General features: G+C 74.7%; 18 protein-coding genes. 12 read left to right on the top strand and 6 right to left on the bottom strand.

Going from position 1 to position 19,976, the window contains the following annotated elements; genetic code table 11:
• The 7 genes from ACWD4P_RS29940 to ACWD4P_RS29910 form a co-directional block, all read left to right on the top strand.
• On the top strand, positions 1-1,566 hold a 1,566-nt coding region (locus ACWD4P_RS29940), incomplete at its 5' end, for a SpaA isopeptide-forming pilin-related protein (RefSeq protein WP_449781786.1).
• A 122-nt stretch (positions 1,567-1,688) separates the two neighbouring features.
• Positions 1,689-2,045, top strand: a complete 357-nt coding sequence (locus ACWD4P_RS29935) for an ArsR/SmtB family transcription factor (RefSeq protein WP_359824057.1) — start codon at positions 1,689-1,691, stop codon at positions 2,043-2,045.
• A gap of 164 nt (positions 2,046-2,209) precedes the next feature.
• Positions 2,210-3,562, top strand: a complete 1,353-nt coding sequence (locus ACWD4P_RS29930) for an MFS transporter (protein ID WP_359824069.1) — start codon at positions 2,210-2,212, stop codon at positions 3,560-3,562.
• Between the two features lie 270 nt (positions 3,563-3,832).
• A complete protein-coding gene (locus tag ACWD4P_RS29925) occupies positions 3,833-4,036 on the top strand; it encodes a CsbD family protein (protein ID WP_449781785.1) in 204 nt (67 codons plus the stop codon).
• A 64-nt stretch (positions 4,037-4,100) separates the two neighbouring features.
• Positions 4,101-4,253, top strand: coding sequence for a hypothetical protein (locus ACWD4P_RS29920; RefSeq protein WP_359824061.1), 153 nt, complete (start codon positions 4,101-4,103; stop codon positions 4,251-4,253).
• A gap of 546 nt (positions 4,254-4,799) precedes the next feature.
• A complete protein-coding gene (locus ACWD4P_RS29915; protein WP_449781784.1) occupies positions 4,800-5,621 on the top strand; it encodes an SDR family NAD(P)-dependent oxidoreductase in 822 nt (273 codons plus the stop codon).
• Positions 5,622-5,655: 34 nt separating this feature from the next.
• Positions 5,656-5,730 (top strand): 50S ribosomal protein bL37, encoded by a 75-nt coding sequence (locus ACWD4P_RS29910; protein WP_449781798.1) that lies wholly within the window; start codon positions 5,656-5,658, stop codon positions 5,728-5,730.
• Between the two features lie 296 nt (positions 5,731-6,026).
• Here ACWD4P_RS29910 and ACWD4P_RS29905 read toward each other — a convergent pair whose 3' ends face one another.
• From ACWD4P_RS29905 to ACWD4P_RS29885, 5 genes are read right to left on the bottom strand one after another with little or no spacing between them, the layout of a single operon-like run.
• The gene (locus tag ACWD4P_RS29905) at positions 6,027-7,487 is read right to left on the bottom strand and encodes an MATE family efflux transporter (RefSeq protein WP_449781797.1); all 1,461 of its coding nucleotides are present in this window, start codon (positions 7,485-7,487) and stop codon (positions 6,027-6,029) included.
• A gap of 23 nt (positions 7,488-7,510) precedes the next feature.
• Positions 7,511-8,539, bottom strand: a complete 1,029-nt coding sequence (locus ACWD4P_RS29900; protein ID WP_359828353.1) for a cysteine synthase family protein — start codon at positions 8,537-8,539, stop codon at positions 7,511-7,513.
• 20 nt (positions 8,540-8,559) lie between these two features.
• Positions 8,560-9,888, bottom strand: coding sequence for a Y4yA family PLP-dependent enzyme (locus tag ACWD4P_RS29895; protein ID WP_449781783.1), 1,329 nt, complete (start codon positions 9,886-9,888; stop codon positions 8,560-8,562).
• Positions 9,879-10,865, bottom strand: a complete 987-nt coding sequence (locus ACWD4P_RS29890; RefSeq protein WP_449781782.1) for an ornithine cyclodeaminase family protein — start codon at positions 10,863-10,865, stop codon at positions 9,879-9,881. Before ACWD4P_RS29890 ends, ACWD4P_RS29895 begins: the two co-directional genes overlap by 10 nt.
• Before the next feature lie 44 nt (positions 10,866-10,909).
• Positions 10,910-11,938: a TauD/TfdA family dioxygenase gene (locus tag ACWD4P_RS29885; RefSeq protein WP_449781781.1), complete on the bottom strand. Its 1,029-nt coding sequence runs from the start codon at positions 11,936-11,938 to the stop codon at positions 10,910-10,912.
• Between the two features lie 384 nt (positions 11,939-12,322).
• Between ACWD4P_RS29885 and ACWD4P_RS29880 the strand changes: the two genes are divergently transcribed.
• The 4 genes from ACWD4P_RS29880 to ACWD4P_RS29865 are packed head-to-tail and all read left to right on the top strand — an operon-like array spanning position 12,323 to position 17,257.
• Positions 12,323-13,882, top strand: coding sequence for an ABC transporter substrate-binding protein (locus ACWD4P_RS29880; protein ID WP_449781780.1), 1,560 nt, complete (start codon positions 12,323-12,325; stop codon positions 13,880-13,882).
• Positions 13,879-14,877 (top strand): ABC transporter permease, encoded by a 999-nt coding sequence (locus tag ACWD4P_RS29875; RefSeq protein ID WP_449781779.1) that lies wholly within the window; start codon positions 13,879-13,881, stop codon positions 14,875-14,877. Before ACWD4P_RS29880 ends, ACWD4P_RS29875 begins: the two co-directional genes overlap by 4 nt.
• Complete coding sequence (locus tag ACWD4P_RS29870; protein ID WP_449781778.1) at positions 14,874-15,722, top strand: ABC transporter permease subunit; 849 nt, start codon at positions 14,874-14,876, stop codon at positions 15,720-15,722. The genes ACWD4P_RS29875 and ACWD4P_RS29870 overlap by 4 nt, the downstream gene beginning before the upstream one ends.
• Positions 15,719-17,257 (top strand): ABC transporter ATP-binding protein, encoded by a 1,539-nt coding sequence (locus tag ACWD4P_RS29865; protein ID WP_449781777.1) that lies wholly within the window; start codon positions 15,719-15,721, stop codon positions 17,255-17,257. Before ACWD4P_RS29870 ends, ACWD4P_RS29865 begins: the two co-directional genes overlap by 4 nt.
• A 271-nt stretch (positions 17,258-17,528) precedes the next feature.
• Here the strand turns inward: ACWD4P_RS29865 and ACWD4P_RS29860 are convergent, their stop codons facing one another.
• Positions 17,529-18,236: a TetR/AcrR family transcriptional regulator gene (locus ACWD4P_RS29860; protein ID WP_449781776.1), complete on the bottom strand. Its 708-nt coding sequence runs from the start codon at positions 18,234-18,236 to the stop codon at positions 17,529-17,531.
• A gap of 102 nt (positions 18,237-18,338) precedes the next feature.
• Between ACWD4P_RS29860 and ACWD4P_RS29855 the strand changes: the two genes are divergently transcribed.
• A complete protein-coding gene (locus tag ACWD4P_RS29855) occupies positions 18,339-19,883 on the top strand; it encodes an MFS transporter (protein WP_449781775.1) in 1,545 nt (514 codons plus the stop codon).
• Positions 19,884-19,976: the final 93 nt, after the last annotated feature.

Below are 19,976 nucleotides of genomic sequence, written 5' to 3'. Positions count from 1 at the left end.
TGCTCCGCGACCGGCCTGCCGCTGGGCACCTACTACTGGCAGGAGACGGCCGCCCCGCCCGGGTACGACCTGCCCGAACTCAACGTCACCACCGTCGTGCTGAACACCAACGGGCAGGACGCCCCGGTCACCGTCGCCGACACCGAGACCGCCGCCCCGACCGGGTCGACCAGCGTGACGAAGACCGACTCCGCCACCTCGCAGCCGCTGGCCGGTGCGACGTTCCAGCTGTGGCGTGAGAGCAACGGGGTCGCCGGGTTGCAGGCGACGGGGGCGAACCCGGACACCGCCGTCGGGTCGCCGTGCGTGACCCCGGCGTCGGGTGTCTGCTCCGCGACCGGCCTGCCGCTGGGCACCTACTACTGGCAGGAGACGGCCGCCCCGCCCGGGTACGACCTGCCCGAACTCAACGTCACCACCGTACTGTTGGACACCAACGGGCAGAACGTCGCGGTCACCGTGACCGACGCCCGGACCACCGCTCCCACCGGAGCCACCACCGTCACCAAGGTCGACTCCGTCACCGGGCAGCCGCTGGCGGGTGCGACGTTCCAGCTGTGGCGCGAGAGCAACGGCGTCGCGGGGCTGCAGACGACCGGGGCGAACCCCGACACCGCCGTCGGCTCCGCCTGCGTCACCCCCGCGTCGGGCGCCTGCGTCGCGGACGGCCTTCCGCTGGGGACGTACTACTGGCAGGAGACCGAGGCCCCGCCCGGGTACGACCTGCCGCAGCCGGCGGTGGAGACCGTGGTGCTCGACACCGACGGGCAGAACATCCAGGTCACCGTCAGGGACGTGAAGACGACCGCTCCGACCGGCTCCACCACCGTCACCAAGGTCGACTCCGTCACGGGGCAGCCGCTGGCGGGCGGGGTCTTCCAGCTGTGGCACGAGAGCAACGGGGTGTCGGGGCTGCAGACGACCGGGGTGAACCAGGACACCGCCGTGGGCTCGCCCTGTGTGACGCCGGCGACGGGTGTCTGTTCCGCCGACAACCTGCCGTTGGGGACGTACTACTGGCAGGAGACCCAGGCGCCTCCCGGGTACGACCTGCCGCAGCCGGGGGTGGAGACCGTGGTGCTGGACGCCGCCCGGCCGAACGTCCAGGTGACCGTCAAGGACGTGAAGACGGCCGCTCCGACCGGCTCCACCTCCGTCACCAAGGTCGACGCCGACACCGGAAAGCCGCTGGCGGGTGCGACGTTCCAGCTGTGGCGTGAGAGCAACGGGGTGCCGGGGCTGCAGACGACCGGGGCGAACCCGGACACCGCCGTCGGCGCGCCCTGCGTGACCCCGGCGTCGGGTGTCTGTTCCGCCGACAACCTGCCGTTGGGGACGTACTACTGGCAGGAGGTCTCCGCACCCGTCGGCTACCAGCTGCCGCAACCCGCGGTGACCACGGTCGAGCTGACCGAGGACTGCCCGTGCGTGGCGATCACGGTCGAGGACAGTCAGGAGTGCCCGCCGCCGCCGTGCCCGCCCACCCCCTGCCCGCCGGGCGACGACTGGCGCCCGTACGGCCGCTACACCCCCGTACCCGGCTACCTCTGGGGTCTGAACGCGTGAGGTGACAGCCACGGTGTGACGACCGGGCCGGAGGAGTCCACGGCGGCTCCTCCGGCCCGGTCGTGCCGGGGCCGGTGCGGCCGCGCTTCGGCAGGTCGGGCCCGGGGCCCTACGATGTCGCCATGAGCGGCAGCCTTCGGATATCAGGTGCACACCCTGCGCAGGAGCAACGGGACGACGAGCGGCTGGAGGCCGCGGCCGGCATCCTGGCGCTGCTCGCGGACCGCACCCGGCTGGCCCTGCTCCAGCGGTTGAGCGCCGGTGAGGCCGACGTGACCACGCTCACCGAGGCGACCGGAGCCCCCCGGACCTCGGTCAGCCAGCACCTCTCCAAGCTCCGGCTGGCGGGCCTGGTCACGGCCCGCAAGGACGGCCGGCGCGTCGTGTACGCGCTGCGCCACGGCCATCTGCGCAGGCTGGTCGACGAGGCGCTGAGTGCCGCCGACCACCAGATCGGCGAGCTCCCGCCGCACGACTGAGCGGCCCCGCCCCGAGGAGTCGCCGGACGGCCCGTTCCGACGAGTTCCGGCCCGTACCCTCCGGGGTGCGGGCCCTTTTCGAGTCAACATGTGCACATGCGTGCACATGTTGACCTATCCTGGTCGTGTCGTCCTGCTGCGCCCAGTCCGAGCGGGGTCCCGTCATGCTGTCCGTGCTGCGCAACCGCACCTATCTGCACCTGTTCGCCGCCCAGATCGTCGCCCTGGTGGGCACCGGCCTCGCCACGGTGGCGCTGGGCCTCCTCGCGTACGACCTCGCCGGAGCGGGAGCCGGGTCGGTGCTCGGCACCGCCCTGGCGATCAAGATGCTGGCGTACGTCGGCATCGCCCCGGTGGTCGGAGCGCTGGCCCACCGCATCCCGCGCCGGAGGCTGATGGCCGCCTCCGACCTCGTCCGGGCCGCGGTGGCCCTCACCCTGCCCTTCGTCACTGAGGTGTGGCAGGTCTACGCGCTGATCTTCGTCCTGCAGTCCGCCTCGGCCGCCTTCACCCCGGCCTTCCAGTCGGTGATCCCCGAGGTGCTGCCCGAGGAGCGCGAGTACACCCGGGCCCTGTCGCTGTCCCGGCTCGCCTATGACACCGAGAGCCTGGTCAGCCCGGTGCTCGCCGCGGCCCTGCTGGCGCTGATCAGCTACAACTGGCTGTTCTGGGGCACCGCCGCCGGGTTCCTCGGCTCCGCCGCCCTGGTGCTCTCCGCCGTTCTGCCCAAGCCGTTCCCCCGCGACCGGGCCGGGGCCGAGCGGGCGGGGGCCGAAGGGGCGCGGACCGAGGGGGCGGGGACCGAGGGGGCGGGGGCGGCCGGGGGAGTCCTCGCCAGGTCCGCCCGGGGCACCCGGCTGTTCCTCGCGGTGCCCCGGCTGCGGGCGATGCTCGCCCTGGACCTCGCGGCGGCCGCCGCCGGCGCCATGGTGATCGTCAACACCGTCGTCTACGTCCGCGACCAGCTCGGCCGCGCCGCCACCGACGTCCCGATCGCGCTCGGCGCCTACGGGGCCGGGTCGATGGCCGTGGCGCTGCTGCTGCCCCGGGTGCTGGAACGGGTGCCGGACCGGGCCGTCATGCTCCCGGCGGCCTTCGGCATCGTCGGACTCCTCGCCCTGCTCGCCGCGCTCACCGCCGCCGGGCCGGCCGGCTGGCGCTGGCCCGCGCTGCTCGCCGTCTGGGCCGCCTTCGGCGCGGTCGGCTCGCTGATCCTCACCCCCACCGGCCGGGTGCTGCGCGACTCGGTGGCCAGGGAGGACCTTCCGGCGGTCTTCGCGGCCCAGTTCTCCCTCTCCCACGGCTGCTGGCTGCTCACCTACCCCCTGGCCGGCTGGCTCGGCGCCGCCCTGGGTCTCACCGCGGCCTCCGCCGCACTCGGCGCCGTCGCCCTGGGCTCCGGCGTCCTGGCCGCCCGCGCCTGGCGCCGGGTGCCCGGGGCGGGTCGGCCGTCCGGCCGGACCGCCGGTACCCCTCGGGCCGGCCGTTCGGGGCGACGGGCCGATGCCGCCGCGTGAGGGGGCGGTACCCGACGGCGGTCCGTCCGGCGTTCGGACGGTGCGGTACGGAGGCGTCCGCCGTGGGCGGGTGGGGGCCGGAACGGGTCGGCGCGCCCGTGGCCGTCCGGCCGGGCCCCGGTCTCCCGTGCACCCGCCGTGACCGGAGCCGCCTGATCGCGGCGCCTTCCGAAGATCGCCCCCGAATCGGCGCATGGGAAGCGCAGGGGCGGGCAAACGTCGAAAACCGGCGGATTGATCCGCATATCGGACAAGCGAAGCGAGGAAGCCATGGGTGAGCCTTCGAACAAGGTGCAGGAGACGGTCGGGAAGGCGAAGGAGAAACTGGGCGACCTGACCGGCGACCAGGAGCTGAAGGGCGAAGGCCAGGCCGACCGGGCCGAGGCGAAGGCCAAGCAGGCGGTCGAAGGCGTCAAGGGCGCCGCTCAGGCCGTGGCAGACCGCGTCAAGGGCGCCTTGAAGCACGACGGCTGAGCGGCGCCTTGACCATCGAACGCGACGTCCGTCGAACGCAACGACCGAGAAGGGAGGAGCCGTCGTGGCCCTGTTCCTGTTCATCCTGCTCATCGCCGTGGTGTTCGGCTTCGTCGGGGCACTGGTGAAGGGCCTGCTGTGGCTGCTCGTCATCGGCGCGGTGCTCTTCGTCGTCGCCCTGGTCCTCGGAGGTGCCCGCCTGGGGCGGCGCCGATGACGAGGGCGAGGGAGACGGGTCCGCGGGGCCGTCGCGGCGCACCGCGACGGCCCCGCGGGCATCGCGCCCGGGGACCCCGGCGGGGACCCCGGCGGGGGCCGCGGGGGCGGGCGGCGCGCGCGTCAAGGAGGCGTCAGGGAAGCGGCGGCCGGGTGTCAGGGGTTCGTCAGGGAGGGTGAACGCGCTTGTCCCGGGCACGTGGTCGGGCTTTGATGGAGCACATGCACCGCTCGACCCGCCACCACGACCGCCCGCCGCATAGTCGGCCGCGGAACGGCGCTGTCGCGGTCGCCACCGCCGTCCGGTAGGACCGAGCTCCTTCCCGCTCACCGCCGGCCGCGCGGCACGGGTCCGGTGTCGTCCACCGGGTCCGTGCCGATCACCGCCGTCCGCCCCTCCGCCCCCGGCCGTCCCGTGGGCCGGGGGGCGGGCGCGCGTCATCCCTTCGCACCACACCCTTTCCCCGCACCGCGGGTCCCGGATCCGGACGGTCCGTGCCGTGCCGCCTCCCCACCCCGCCGGTGCCTTCCACCCCTTGGATGGGTCATGCCCGACACTGTTCTGTCCGCCCGTACCGCCCTCGTCACCGGCGCGTCCTCCGGGATCGGCTGGGAGACCGCCCGGCTGCTCGCCGGGCACGGCGCGACCGTGCTGGTGCACGCCCGGACCGCCGCCGAGGCGGAGGACGCCGTCGGTCGGCTGGTCGCCGCGGGCGCCCGGCGGGACCAACTCGTCGAACTGGCAGCCGACTTCACCCACCTCGCGGAGGTCGCGACGCTCGCCCGCACGGTCGTCGAGCACTGTCCGGCGCTGGACCTGCTGGTGAACAACGCCGCGGCGCCGGCGCCGGAGCGCTGCACCCTCACCGAGGACGGCAACGAGGTCTCGCTCCAGGTCAACTTCCTGGCCGCGCACCTGCTGTCGAGGCTGCTGCGCGCGCCGCTGGCGGCGGCCGGCGACGCCCGGATCGTCAACGTGTCCTCCGCGCTGCACCGCACGGCCTCGATGAACTGGGCGGACCCGCACCGGGCGAAGAGGTACGCGCGGGTCGCGGCGTACGCGCAGTCACAGCTCGCGCTCACCATGGCGACCGCCGAGATGGCCCCGGCCGGCTCCGGCATCACCGCGGTCAGCGTGGACCCGGGCCGGTGCGCCACCGCGCTGCTCCCGCTGTACGGCCGCACCGGCGCGCCGGCGGCGGAGGGGGCGGCGGCCGTGGTACGGCTCTGCCTGCCGGAGACGTCCGTCGCCAACGGCGCCTACTACGAGGGTGGTTCGGTCGGGCAGGCGGCGGCGTCCGTGCGGGAGGAGCGCTCGCTGAAGCGGCTGGCCAGGCTCGCCGACCAGCTGGTCGGCCAGGCCGCCTGAACCGTACGACCCACCACAGGACCGGAGGAGCAGGATGTCCAAGCGCGCCCGCAAGAAGAAGGCCCGGCGGAAGAAGAAGGCGAACCACGGCGGGCGGGCCTGCCGGTAGCGGCCCGACCGGGCCGCCCGGCGCCGCGTGCCACCGGCGCCGGGCGGACCCACCGGCCTCGGCGAGCGGCGCCACCGCCGTCGGCGGCCGTACGCCTCCGCCGAGGAGCCGCCTCGCGCGAGCCCGGAACCGTGGAACTCCCGGTGACGGCCCTGAGCGCTGTCTCGTCCCCGCCTCCGCGGCCTCGGTGGGCTGCACGGTCCCCGCCCGCCGACGGCGGGTTCACCGGCGTCAACCTGTCGCCCCCGGTGGTGCGGCCCGCCACGGGCCGGCCGCACCACCGTTGGCCGGGGCCCTCAGCCCGCGACGGGTGCTCCGGTCGGGGCGGTGGCCCTGGCGGTGAGGGCGAGGCCGTAACGGCGCAGGAGGAGGACGGCGGTGGTGGCGAGGCCGATGAGCAGGCCGAGCCAGAGGCCGCGGGTCTCGCCGCCGAGGGGGTAGGCGAGCAGCCAGGCGGCGGGCAGGCCGACGAGCCAGTAGCCGATCAGGGTGATGCGGAAGCCGCTCCGGGTGTCGTCGAGGCCGCGCAGCAGTCCGACGCCGATGTTCTGGGCGCAGTCGAAGAACTGCAGGACGGCGACGACGGTCAGCAGGCCGGTGGCGATCTCCAGGCCCTGCCGGTCGGCGGCCGAGCCGGCGTCGAAGTAGGGCCGCAGGACGAGGTCGGGGACGGCGAGGTAGGCGATGCCGACGAGGGTGGTGACGACGGCGCCGCAGGCGAGGGCGGTGTTCTTGATCCGGCGGGCGGCGGCGTACTCGCCGAGGGCGAGCTCCCGGCTGACGTTGATGGACGCCGCGTGGGAGAGGCCGACGGCGACCTGGAAGACGATGTAGATCAGCTGGTTGACGGCGGTGTGGGCGGCGAGCGCGGCGGCGCCGAAGCTGCCGGCGAGCAGGGCGGTGACGGAGAAGAACCCGGCCTCGGAGCCGTAGGTGGCGGCGATCGGGGCGCCGAGGCCGAGCAGGCGGCGCACGGTGGCCGGGTCGGCCCGCCAGAAGTCCAGGCTCAGCAGCGGGGCCAGCCGCGGGTCGCGGCGGGCGGAGCCGTGGAGGGCGAGGAAGGAGAGCAGGTGGACGCTGCTGGTGGCGACGCCGATGCCGGTGAGTCCGAGGGTCGGCAGGCCCCAGGTGCCGTGGATGAAGACCCAGTTGAGCCCGGCGTTGACGGCGACGGAGGCGACGGTGATCCGCAGCAGGGCCTGGGGGCGGCGCATGCCGACGGTGAACTGACGGATCGCCTGGAACCAGAGGCAGGGGAGCAGGCCGGGCGCCAGCGCGGCGAGCATCCCCTGGGCGCGGTGGGCGACGGTGGCGTCCTGGCCGAGCCAGGTCGCGGCCTGGCCGATGAGGACCATCAGGACGGCTCCGGCGAGGCCGGCGAGCGTGGCGACGGCCATCGCGGCCCGCACCAGGCCTCGGACCTCGGCGCTGTCCCCGGCCGCGGCGGCCTTCTCCGGCGCCCCGGTGCTGTCCCCGGCCACCGCGGTCTCCTCGGGTGCCTCGGCCTTCTCGGCGCGGGCGGCGGCGGCCGCGACCTGGTTGCCGACCGAGGTGACCAGCCCGACGCCCATGGTGCGCAGCTGGTTGAAGACGACGAGGGCGAGGCCGCCGGCCGCGAGGGCCTCGGTGCCGAGCACGCCCATCATGACGGTGTCGGTGGTGGTGAGGGCGACCTGGGCGAGTTGGGTGAGGGCGAGCGGGACGGCGAGGGCGGCCAGGGCCCGGCTGTCGCGGGCGAGGACGGTCAACTGCTGCATGGTGAGGGTCACGCTTCTGGGAGTCACGGCCTGCGGAGTTTGGTGAGGGTCTCGTCGATCTCGGCTTCGACGGCGGGGTCGACGAGGGAACGGGCTGCCATCCAGTCGTCGTTGAAGACGGTGTCCATGTACTTCTCGCCTCCGTCGTTGATGAAGGCGACCATAACCGCGCCCGGCGGCAGGGTCCGCAGCCGGGCGAGGGCCTCGTACACGACGCCGCCCGCGGAGCCGCCGATCAGCAGGCCGGTGCGGCGGGCGACGACGCGGGCGGCGGCGAAGGCCTCGATGTCGCCGACCTTCACCCCTTCGTCGATGAGGTCGTAGTCGACCAGGAGCCCGATGGTGGCGCCTTCGGGGGTACCGGTGCCGGACTGGTAGTAGTCGTGGGCGGGCGGGCCGAACGCGATCGAGCCCTTGGGCTCGACGCCGACGACGGTGAGGTCCGGGACGCTCTTCTTCAGTTCCAGTCCGGTGCCGCACAGGCCGCCGCCGGTGCCGACGGCGCCGATCAGCACGTCGACCCGGTTGTCCAGGGCCTGGGCGATCTCGCGGCCCACCGCGTAGTAGCCGACGGCGTTGCTGGGGTTGTTGTGCTGTTCGGTGAAGAAGGTGTTGTCCTTGCCGCGGGCCATCTCCTCGGCGAGTTCCTCGCGGGCGGCGGTGTGCAGGTCCTCGCCGCCGTCCTCGTCGACGTAGACGAGTTCGGTGCCCATGGCCTTCATGCCGCGCAGCTTGTCGGCGGCGGCGTGGTGGTCGACGACGGCGGTGAAGCGGTAGCCGCGTTCGGCGGCGACGACGGCCAGGCCCAGGCCGGTGTTGCCGGAGGTGGACTCGATGATGTGGCCGCCCTCGCGCAGTTCGCCGCGCTCCTCGGCGTCGAGGACCATCTGGCGGGCCATCCGGATCTTGGCGCTGCCGGTCGGGTTGTACATCTCCAGCTTGAGCAGGAGGCGGGCCCCGTTGTCGGCGCGGGCGAGTTCGAACAGCGGGGTGCGGCCGATGAGTTCGGATATCCGGCTGACCACCGGCGGGCGGTGCAGGGCGTCGGTCATGGCGGGGGGCTCCAGTGGGATCAGCGGTCGAGTTGCCAGCGGGGGCGGTCGCCGTCCCGGTCGATGACGACCTTGGGCGGCAGGGGGAGTTCGTGGAACGGGGACTCGTTGGAGTCCATCTGGTAGCCGGCGGTGTTGGGGTAGACGAGCAGGTCGCCGGACCGGGGCCGGGCGGGGAAGGAGATCCTGCGCCAGGTCAGCAGGTCGGAGTCCAGGCAGCTGGCGCCGCCCACGCAGGCCTCGTACGGGCCGTCCTCGCGGTCGTCCCGGGGCAGCAGGACCGGGTCGGGCAGGTACTCGCTGTTGAACCACTGCTCGGACAGGCTGAGACTGGTGCCGTCCACGGTGACGATCCCGTACCCGGCGCGGTCCTTGACGCCCTGGACGGGGAACACCGAGGAGCCGGCGCGGTCCAGCAGGGCGCGGCCGGGTTCCAGCAGGAGCAGCACGCCGGCCTGCCGCAGCCGCTCGGCGAGGCTCGCGCCCCGGCCGCCGGGGCGGGCGGCGAGGACGGCCCGCAGCGCGTCCGCGCCGGCGACGGGGGAGTGGTACGGGTAGAAGTCGCCCGCGGTGAAGGACTTCCCGCCGTGGTAGTGCCCGGGCCCCTGCGCGGCGAGGAAGGCGTCCCAGGCGCCGGCGGCGACGTAGTCGACGGGGAAGCCGCCGCCGATGCTGATCCGGTCCGCCCGGAGGCCCGATTCCCGTGCGGTGAGGCAGAGTTCGACGAGCTCTCCGGCGAGGTCGGCGCGCGGCTGGACCTCGTAGCCGGAGAGGTGGAAGCTGAAGCCCTCCATCCGTACGGCGTCCCCGGCGGCGGCGCAGCGTTCCAGTGCCTGCCGCAGCTGCTCGTCGTCCAGGCCGAACCGGCTGCGCGGCTGGGCCGGCGGGTACCGGCGCAGCAGGACCCGGGCGGGGCGCTCGCCGGCGAGGCCGAGTAGGCGTTCCAGTTCGTCGAGGGCGTCGACGGCGATCAGCGCGCCCTGCCGGACGGCGACGCGCAGCAGCTGTTCGGACTTGGCGGGGCCGGTGACGACGAGGTCCTCGCCGCACACGCCGTGGCCGAGCGCCTCGCGCAGTTCGCCGAGCGAGGCGACGTCGACGCCCGCGCCGGCGGCGGCGCAGCGGTCCACGAACACGGCGGCCTTGTTGGCCTTCTTGGCGTAGTGGACGCGCCCTTCGACGCCGGCGTCGGCCAGGGCCCGGCGGAACGCGGCGAGGTTGGCGTCGAACCGCTCGGGCAGCAGGTAGTGGAAGGGGCCGCGCAGGCCGTGGGCGAGTTCGTGGAGCAGGCCGCTGTGGTGGATCCGGTCGGCGAGCGGGTCGGGGTGGGCGGGCAGGGTCAGCGCCACAGGGCCACCTCGGTGCCGAGGCCCCGGTCGGCGGCGAGCTGGGCGAAGCGGTGGCCGAGCGCGATGTCGGTGACGACGAGTCCGCTGTTGTAGGCGAAGATCCGCTGTTCGGGCGCGGTGCGGGCGGCGGCGCCGGCGATGACGGCGGGCAGCTCCAGGTCGACGGCCGGGAGCTTGCCGTCCGGGTCGGCCATGTCGGTGCCGGTGACGTGCATCTGGGCCTCGCTGGTGGCGATCACCCGGTCTGCCCGGTGCAGGGTGGAGGGGGCGAGGCCGTGGCCGACGAGGACGGACACGGCGCCGGGCTTCAGCCAGTCGGCCTCGACGGCGGCGGGGGTGTGGCCGCCGGCGGTGGCGAGGACGATGTCGGCGTGGCGGGCGGCGGCCGGAAGGTCGGTGACCAGCTCGATCTCGCGCCCCGGGAAGTGCCGGGCGAGTTCGGCGCGGACGGCGGCGATACCGTCGGGGTGGGTGCCGGACAGCAGGAGGCGCTCCAGCCCGGGCAGGGTGGTGAGCAGGAACGGCAGGGCGAGGCGGCCCTGGGTGCCGGTGCCGATCACCAGCGCGGTCGAGGCGCCGGGGGCGGCGCACTCGCGGGCCAGCAGGGCGGAGACGGCCGGGGTGCGCAGGGAGCCGATGCGGGAGCAGTCCATCATGGCGACGGGCAGGCCGGTGACGTCGTCGTAGATGGTCAGCGTCGTGTAGTAGTGCTGGTTCTCGCGGCTCTCGCCGAGTCCGTGCTTGTAGGAGGTCTTGACGGCGACGACGTTGCGGACGCCGTCGCGGCCGAGCATGGCGTAGGAGACGGAGTGGCCGTCGGCGGGCTTGACGGTGAGCTTGCGAGGGTTGTCGGACTGCCCGGCGGCGAGGGTGCGGTAGGCCTGTTCGACGGTGTCGACGACGTCGGCGAGGCCGATGTCCAGGCCGGCGAGGTCGCTGGTGGACAGTACGCGCAGGGTGGTGTCGTCCCGGTCCATGAGGGTGCCCTTTCGGGGAGGTGAGGCGGCGGCAGGGGTTCGGTTCAGGCGGGCGAGGTGGGCGAGGCGGACGAGGCGGACGAGGCGGCGGGCCAGGCGGTGAGGGCGGCCTGGCCGTAGCCGTGCTCGTCGTGCTCGGCGGCGGGGCGGGTGGGGCGGTGCTCGACGCGCACGGAGGCCCGCTTGAGCCAGCGGTCGGTGCCGTCGTAGCGGGCCCGGAACGGCACCCGGCCGTGGACGACGAGGTCGTTGTCGACGACCAGGACGTCGCCGGGCTCCAGGCTCACCGCGACGCAGACGCGGGCCAGTTCCGCTCCGAGACGCCCGTACGCCTCGCGCCACGTCCCGTCGGCCTCCTCCAGCGGGGTGTAGGCGGGGTCGTAGCGCATGGTCAGGCCCTCGGGCGACTCGAACAGGGTGGGCACCGGTGCGGGCCGGCCGTCGAACTTCCGGGCCTGTTCGTAGGCGTCGTCGGGCAGGATCGGCGCGACGGGCCGCTTCAGCTGCTCGACGTCGGCGGCGGACAGGTCGGCGAGGCGCACGCTGGCCGCGGTGGTGGCGATGTTGTCGTGGTTGCGCATGCAGCAGAGCAGCAGCAGGTGTGCGCGGCCGGGGTGGAAGGCGTCCTCGGTGTGCGGGGCGAGCAGGACGGAGCTGGAGGCGCCGGTCTGCTCGCTCTCGTGACCGGGCGAGGGCACGATGTTGTGCACGAACCGGCCGTCCTGCTGGCCGTCCCAGGCGATCGGGGTGCCCATCAGGGCGGAGACGAGCAGCAGCGCCACGTCCCAGAGCGCGCCGGCGTCGCCGACGGTCGACCAGTGGCCGGGGGTGGGGCCGAGTCGGGTGTCGTCGACGGTGAGGCCGCGCAGCACGAACAGGCCGTCGGCGGTGTCGACCGGGCGCAGCCGGTGGCGCAGCGGCTCGCCGAGCCGGGCGCACGCCCCGGGCAGGTCGGCGAGCAGCGCGGGGCTGGTCGCGGAGCCGTGGAGGTCCAGCAGTTCGGCGGCGGTGGCGGTGAGTTCCGTGACGGCGTCGGGGTCGAGACGGCGTACCGGGGCAGGGCAGGTGGGCACGGCGGGACCTTCCGAGGGCAGGAGAGGCGAAGGAGCGCTGGGGGAGCGGGCACGTGGCATCACCGCGCCGGTGCGGGACGGCGTCGGGAGCTTCGCGTGGGGCATCGGTCCGGGGCGGCTCGAACGGCCGGACGACAGGAAACTAACAACGACTCAGATGTTAGGCAAGCCTTACCAGGCTGGATGTCTCCATGTGCGTGGTCCCGGTTCCGGTCGGCGGCGCACGGGCCGCGCGTCGGCAACTTCCCTGCTCGGGGCGGAAGTCGGGAGGTGGGGGCGCATGCTCGGAAGGCGGGCGCGCTCCGTCGGACGGCTTGCGGCTTGTCTCGAATTTAGGGTAGGTAACCCTAAGCAAATCGTACGGACCCGAGACGAGGATCGAACGTGGGCGTCACCAGACGACAGCTGCTGTGGGCCGGAGCCGGGGCCGGGGCGATCGGCGTGCTCGCCGCCTGCGGCGGCGGCAAGGGTGCCGCCGGAGAAACCGCGTCGTCCGAAGGAACCGGCCAACCGCCGCGCCCCGGAGGGACGTTGAAGGTCGGCGCGCTCGGCAAGGCCTCCGCCGTCACCCGGGACCCGCACGGCACCCAGGCCAACGAGAGCGACTACCTCGTCATCAGCCTGATCTACGACACGCTCGCGATACCCGGGGAGAGCGTCAACACCGCTCCCCGCCTCGCCGCCTCCTGGAAGCCCTCCGAGGACCTCAGGACCTGGCGCTTCACGCTGGCCGACGGCGCCACCTTCCACGACGGCACCCCCGTCACCGCCGACGATGTCGTCTGGTCGCTGAAGCGGCTGCGCGCCACCCCCGCCGGCAAGAGCCGGCTGCCCGGCATCCAGCCCGAGGGCATCACGGCCGAGGATCCGAAGACCGTCGTCCTGGTCTCCGACTACCCCAACGCCGACCTGCCGCTGCAGACCCGGCTGACCACCTTCGTCCTCAAGAAGGACACCGCCGAGGACGCGATCGCCGGAGCCCCGGGCACCGGCCCGTTCAAGCTCGACTGGTACCGCGACGGCAACGCCCGCCTGGTGCGCAACGACAACTGGTACGGCGGCAAGGCCCTGTTGGACGCCGTCGAGGTGCGCCTCTTCGAGAGCCCCCAGGCCATGGCCAACGCCCTGCTCGCCGGACAGATCGACGTCGCCTCCAACGTCGGCGCCGTCGCCGCCCGCACCGCCGAGGCCCGCAAGGACGTCCGGATCGTGCGGCGCCCCAACGACATGGCGATGCCCATCGTGATGCGCACCGCCGACGGCCCGTTCGCCGACGTACGGGTACGCGAGGCCCTCCGGCTCGCCGTCGACCGCGACGCCATGGTCAAGCAGGTTCTCTCCGGCTACGGCAGCGTCGGCAACGACATCCTCGGCACCGGCGACCCGGCCTTCGCCAAGGACGTCCCGCAGCGCACCCGCGACCTCGCCAAGGCCGGGCAGCTGCTCGCCGACGCCGGCTTCGACACCTCAAAGACGTACGACCTGATCACCACCGAGGACATCTCCGGCCTGGCGGAGTCCGCGACGCTGTTCGCCACCCAGGTCCGGGAGGCCGGCGTGCGGATCAACGTCGTCAAGCAGGACTCCAAGGTGTTCTGGGACACCACCTGGCTCAAGGGCACGCTCTACACCAGCTACTGGGGCACCAACGACTCGGTGGTCTTCTTCGCCTCCAAGACGATGCTCTCGGACGCCGGCCAGAACGAGTCCGGCTGGAACGAGCCGAGCTTCGACGAGACCTACCGCACCGCCATGGGCACCGCCGACACCGCCGAGCGCGCCAAGCTGCTGCACCGGCTCCAGGAGATCGAGTTCGCCAAGTCCGGGTACCTGCTGTGGGGCATGGCCGACGGCATCGACCTCGCCGGCGCGGCCGTCCGCGACCTGCCCAAGCTCCCCGGCTACGGCCGCGTCCAGCTCGAGAAGACCTGGCTGGCGCGTTGACCACGCTCCAGCCGGCCGGCGCCCGCGCGCCCCGCGCACTCCCGGCCCGCATCCTCCCCGCTGCGGGCCGGGTCGCCCGGCAGGCCGCCCGGCGGCTCGTGACGCTCGTCCTCCTGCTCGCCGCCGTCTTCGCCGCCATCGAGCTGCTGCCCGGCGACGCCGCCGGCGCGAGCTCCGACCGGGGCGTCACCGCCGCCGACCTCGTCGCCCGACGCGCCGCCATGGGCCTCGACCGCCCCGTCGCCGAGCGCTTCCTGGACTGGATGAGCGGCCTGCCCACCGGCGACCTCGGCACCACCGCACGCGGCCGGCCCGTCACCGAGGTCCTGGCCGGCCCCTTCCCCAACACGCTCCTGCTCGGCGGCCTCGCCCTCGGCCTGAGCGCCCTCGGCGCGCTCGCCCTCGGCGGCCGGGCCGCGCTGCGCCCCGGCGGGCGCGTCGACCGCGCCGTCGACGCGCTGTCCACCGCCGCGTTCGCCGTCCCGGAGTTCGTGGTCTCCGTCGCACTGCTCCTGCTGCTGTCCCAGTGGACCGGCTGGCTGCCCGCCGTCACCCTCACCGGACCGGACGGCAGGCCCGAGTCCTGGACGATGACCCTCCTGCCGCTGCTCTCCCTGCTGGTCCCGCAGATCGGCTGGAACACCAGGATCGTGCGCGGCGCGCTCGCCGACCAGTCGGCCCTGCCGCACGTCCAGGCCGCCGTCCTCGACGGCCTGCCGCGCCGACGCGTCCTCAGCCACCACATGCTCCCCGGCGCCCTGCCCGCCATCGCCGTCGGCATCGCCACCTCCGCCGGCATGCTGCTGGGCGGCACCGTCGTCGTCGAGACCCTCTTCAACTACCCGGGCATCGGTGCCGTCCTGGCCGGCGCCATCACCGACCGCGACACCCCGCTCGTCGCCGGGGTCGTGGCCGCGTCCGGCGCCGCCATCAGCCTGCTCCTGCTGCTCGCCGACCTCGTCCGCACCACCACCCTCGGAGAAGAGCGCCGATGACCTCCGACGCCCCGGCAGCGGCCCCCGCGCCCACCACCCGACGCGGGCGACGGGCCCTCGTACGCGCCGTTCCCGCCCTCCTCCTCGTCGCCCTCGCGCTCGCCGGACCGCTCCTCGCCCCGCACCCGATCGACGCCCCGGTCACCTTCCCCTACGCCGGAGCGGGCGGCGACGCGCCCCTCGGCGGCGACCAGCTCGGCCGCGACGTCCTCAGCCGCCTCCTCACCGGCGGCGCGCCCCTGATCGCCACCGCCCTGGCCATCGCCCTCGTCGTCACCGCGGCCGCCACGGCCGCCGGCATCCTCGCCGTGCTGCGCCCGGCCCTCGGCCGGTGGATCGAACGCGCCGCGGACCTGACGATCCTGCTGCCGTCCGTGCTCGCCATCATGCTCATCGCCCTGGCCTGGCCCGGCGGCGGCCGCCTCGCCGTCGCGACCGCCGCCACCCTCCTCGGCATCCCCTACGCGGTACGGATCGTCGCCGCCGCGGCCGCCCCCGTCGCCATCACCGGCTTCGTCGAGGCCGCGGCTGCGGGCGGCGAGCCCCTCTGGCACCTGACCGTCCACGAGGTCCTGCCCAACCTGCGCTCCACCGTCCTCGCCCTGTTCGGCCTGCGCTTCGTCGAGGGCGTCTACATCGTCTCCGTCGCGGCCTTCCTCCAACTCGGGCCCCAGCCACCGGAAGCCGACTGGGCGCTGATGATCCGCGAGAACGCCGCCGGCATCACCCTCAATCCGTGGGCCGTCGGCGCCCCCTGCCTCGCCATCGGCCTGCTCGCCATCAGCGTCAACCTCGCCGCCGAAGCCCTCGTCCCCGCCCGGCCCACCCCGGAGACACCGCTGTGAGCACGACCGACCCCGCCGTGACCGCCGCCGGCCCCGCCGTGAGCAGCGACATCGACACCGACACCGTCGTGACCGCCCGCGGCCCCGCCGCCCGGGCCGCCGGGCTGTCCGTCGCCCTCGGGGTCACCCCGCTGCTCACCGACGCCACCCTCACCCTCGTCCCGGGCCGCGTCACCGCCGTCACCGGCCCCTCCGGCGCCGGCAAGACCACCCTGCTGCGCGCCCTCGTCGGCTCCCTGCCGCCGGGCGCCCACGTCGCGGCCGGCAGCCTCACCGTCCTCGGCCGGGACATCCTCACCCTCCCGCCCGAGGAACTGCGCCGACTGCGCCGCCACGGACTCGCCTTCGTCGGCCAGGACCCCGGCTCCGGACTCAACTCCCGAATGCGCGTCGACCGGCTCATCGCCGAGACCTCCCCGCGGCGCGGCCGAACCCCGGTGCCGGACCTGCTGCGGGCCGTCCGCCTGCCGGTCGGCGAAGGCCTCGAACACCGCCGGACCGCGAGCCTCTCCGGCGGGCAGCAGCGGCGCGTCGCCCTCGCCCGGGCCCTCGCCCGCCGGCCCGCGATCCTGCTCCTCGACGAACCCACCGCCGGACTGGACGCCGCCCTGCGCGACGACATCGCCGGGCTGCTGCGCGACCTCGCCGACCACGAGGACATCGCCATCGCCCTCACCAGCCACGACTCCGAGTTCGTCGCCCGCTGCGCCGACGAGGTGCTGGCGCTGCGGCCGGCCCGCCCGGTGCCGACGCCGCGCAGGCCCACAACGTCCTCGGCGGCCACGACCGTTGGGGCCTTCGCCGGTGCGGAGCCGGTCGTCGAGGTGACGGCACTCGGCGCCCGGGTCGGCACCGGCCGGGCCCGCCGGCAGGTCTTCGCCGGGCTGGACCTCGGCCTGCGCCCCGGCACGCTGACCGGGATCACCGGCCCCTCCGGCTGCGGCAAGAGCACGCTGCTGCGCACCCTGGCCGGACTCCACAGCCCGGAGGCCGGACGCATCGCCCTCGGCGGCGAAGCGCTGGCCCCCACCTACCGCGGGCGCACCCGCGATCAGCGCCGCCGCATCCAACTCGTGCCGCAGAACCCGCTCGGCGCCCTCAACCCCGCCCACACCGTCGGCGCCACCCTCGCGCGCCCGCTGAGGCTCCACTTCGCCCGGCCCGCCGACCGGTGCGGCGCCCGCGTCGCCGAACTGCTCACCGCCGTCGGCCTCACCCCCGAGCACGCCGAACGCCGACCCCACGAACTCTCCGGCGGGCAGCGCCAGCGCGTCTCCATCGCCCGGGCCCTGGCCGCCGAACCCGACGTCCTGCTCTGCGACGAGGTCACCTCCGCCCTCGACGCCGAAACCGCCGAGGGCATCATGGAACTCCTGCGCGGCCTACGGGCCGACCGGGGCCTCGCGGTCGTCCTGGTCAGCCACGACCTGCCCCTGGTGTCGGCCCACGCGGACGTCCTCCTCACGCTCGGCGGCGCCGACGGGGCGGTGCCGCTCGCCGAGCAGCGGGCGGTTCCGAGCCCGGTGCCGGACTGAGGCCGCCCGCCCGGTCGGGGTGGCAACGGCCGGCGTCCCGGCCGGGGCGCCGCCTTCGGGCACCCTCGCCCAGGTCGGCCGGGAGCCGCCGGTCAGGGCCCAGCCGTCCTGCCCACCGGGCTCCGCCGCCGGCCGGCTCCGCGGGCGGCGGCCGCGCACACGCGCCGGAGCGGGGAGTTGAGTTCGGCGCGCTGCCCCTTCGTCAGGGACGCCGGGCAGGTCGTCCCGCGTCGCCGACGCGTCGGCGTGGAGCACCTCCAGGGCGGACTCGCTACGGGGAGGGGGGCGGCAGCGGTCCGGCCGGGCCCGTGCCCACCAGACCGTCGATCAACGCCGCCAGGGCCGGGCGCAGTTCGGCGCAGTGGGCCCCCGGGCCCAGGTAGGGGGCCGCCGTGCGGGCGAGCGCCAGGGCGGGCAGGGCGCGGGGATCGGCGGCGGCGAGCACGGCGGCGCGCTGGTTGGGCTCGCGCGGCCGGCTGACGGGGTGTTCGGAGAGGAGCTCGCCGATCAGCAGTTGCCAGCAGGAGCGGTAGGCGGACACCGCGCGCGGGGGCCGGAGCCCGGCGGCCGTCAGGTCGGCGAGGCAGGCGTCGGTGAAGGGCAGGGCCCGCGCGGAGGTCAGTTCCCCGCGGATGAGGACGTGCGGGACCCAGGTGTGCCCGGCGAGGAAGTCGTGGGCGTCGAGGAGCCGGCGCAGCAGCCTCGCGGTGGGGGAGTCGCCCGGGACGTCCACCGGCATCCCGTCGGCGATCTCGTCGAGGACGGCGAGCAGCAGGCTGTCGCGGTCGGCGACGTGCCGGTACAGCGAGGCGGCGGCGGTGTCGAGTTCGGCGGCCACGGCCCGCATGGTGAGGGCGTCGATGCCGTCCCGTTCGATCAGCCGGCGCGCGGCGGCGACGACGGCGTCCGCGGTCAGTCCCGGACGCCGGCGCCGAGGGCCGTAGCGGCCGCGGTCGACCGTCGTTCGCTGTTCTGCCATCTCGTCATCCTGTCATGCCGGACCGGCCGTCACCTGCGGGCTTGCGGGCCTAGTTAGGTAAGGCTTACCTTGTGCGAACATTGTTCGCATCTGGAGGTGGCCGTGTCCGGATCAACCCTGCCCACATCGTCGACGACCGAGCCCGGAAGGCGGTCGAAGGACTCCCCGGACTCCCTGAACTCCCCGAACTCCCCGGCCTCTTCGAACTCGCCCGACTCCCCGGACGGCCCGGCCCGGTCCGGTCCGCGCGCCGGCCTGGTGCTGGCGACGGCGTGCCTCTGCCAGCTGGTGGTCACGCTCGACGCGAGCATCGTCAACATCGCACTGCCCGCGATGGGCCACTCCCTGGGCTTCGCCGACAGCGCCCTGCCCTGGGTCGTCAACGCCTACGCCCTCGCCTTCGGAGGACTGCTGCTCCTGGGCGGGCGGGTGGCCGACCTGGTCGGGCACCGCCGTTCCCTGCTGGCGGGCCTGGCGGTGTTCGGGCTCGCCTCCGTGCTCGGCGGATTCGCGCAGACCCCGGCGCAGCTGATCGCCGCGAGGGCCGGCCAGGGTGTGGCCGCCGCGCTGCTCGCCCCGATCAGCCTCACCCTCATCATGGTCACCTTCGCGGAGGGGGCGGCCCGGGCCCGGGCCCTGGGCGTCTGGTCGATGGTGACGGCGGCGGGCAGCGCGCTGGGCGTCCTGCTCGGCGGGGTGCTCACCGACCTGCTCGACTGGCGGTGGGTGTTCTTCGTCAACCTCCCGCTGGTACTGGTCGGCGGCGCCCTGGCCCTCCGTTCGGTCGCCACCGGTCGCCCGGCGCGCACGGGCCGGCTCGACGTGGTTGGTGCGGTGCTCGGGACCGGGGCGATGTGCGCGCTGGTCTACGGGCTGATGGAGACCGACCGGCACCCGTGGACCTCGACCCGGACCCTGGCCACCCTGGGGGCCGCCGTGCTGCTCGGGATCGTGTTCCTCGCCTGGGAGGCCCGCTTCGCGTCCGCGCCGATCGTGCGGCTCGGGGTGCTGCGGGCCCGGACGGCGTGGGCGGCGAGCGTGATCGTCACCCTGATCGGGGCGGCGATGCTGGTGGGCTTCTACTTCTGCTCGCTGCACCTCCAGAACGTCCTGCACTACGGTCCGCTCGCGGCCGGCGCGGCCTTCCTGCCGTTCTGCGCGGGCGTGATGGCCGGCAGCATGGCGGCCGGCCGGATCGGCGCCCGGTTCGGGGCGCGCGCCACGCTCACCGGGGGGCTGCTGCTGGCGGGCCTCGGGATGCTCTGGTTCGGCGGACTCGGTGTCGACTCCGGCTACCTGACCGCCTTCGTGGGCCCGTCCGTCGTCACCAGCACCGGCGTCGGGATCTGCATGGTCGCCAACACCGCGATGGGCACCTCGGGCGTCGCCCGGCACGAGGCCGGACTGGTCAGCGGGCTGCTCAACGCCGGGCGCCAGTGCGGCGGCAGCATCGGCCTGGCCGTGCTCTCCTCGCTCGCGGTGGCCGCGACCCGGAGCGCGGTGCGCGAGGGGCGCGAGCCGCTGGAGGCGCTCGCGGCCGGCTACGACCGCGCGTTCGTCCTCACGGCGGTGCTGCTGGCCGTGGCGGCACTGATCGCGGTGCTGTTCGTGCCCGGCCCCGCGCCGAAGCCGGCCGCGCGGGGCTGACGGCGCGTCGGTGCGGCCCCGCGGGCCGGTGGCGCGGGCCATCCGCTGGGCCGGGCCTTCGACGTCTGGCGGATCGACGGCCTGGCGGTGGTC

This window comes from Kitasatospora sp. NPDC002543, assembly GCF_053594915.1.
Note: the sequence above shows the minus strand (reverse complement) of the source record. Positions and strands in the feature narration are given on the sequence as shown.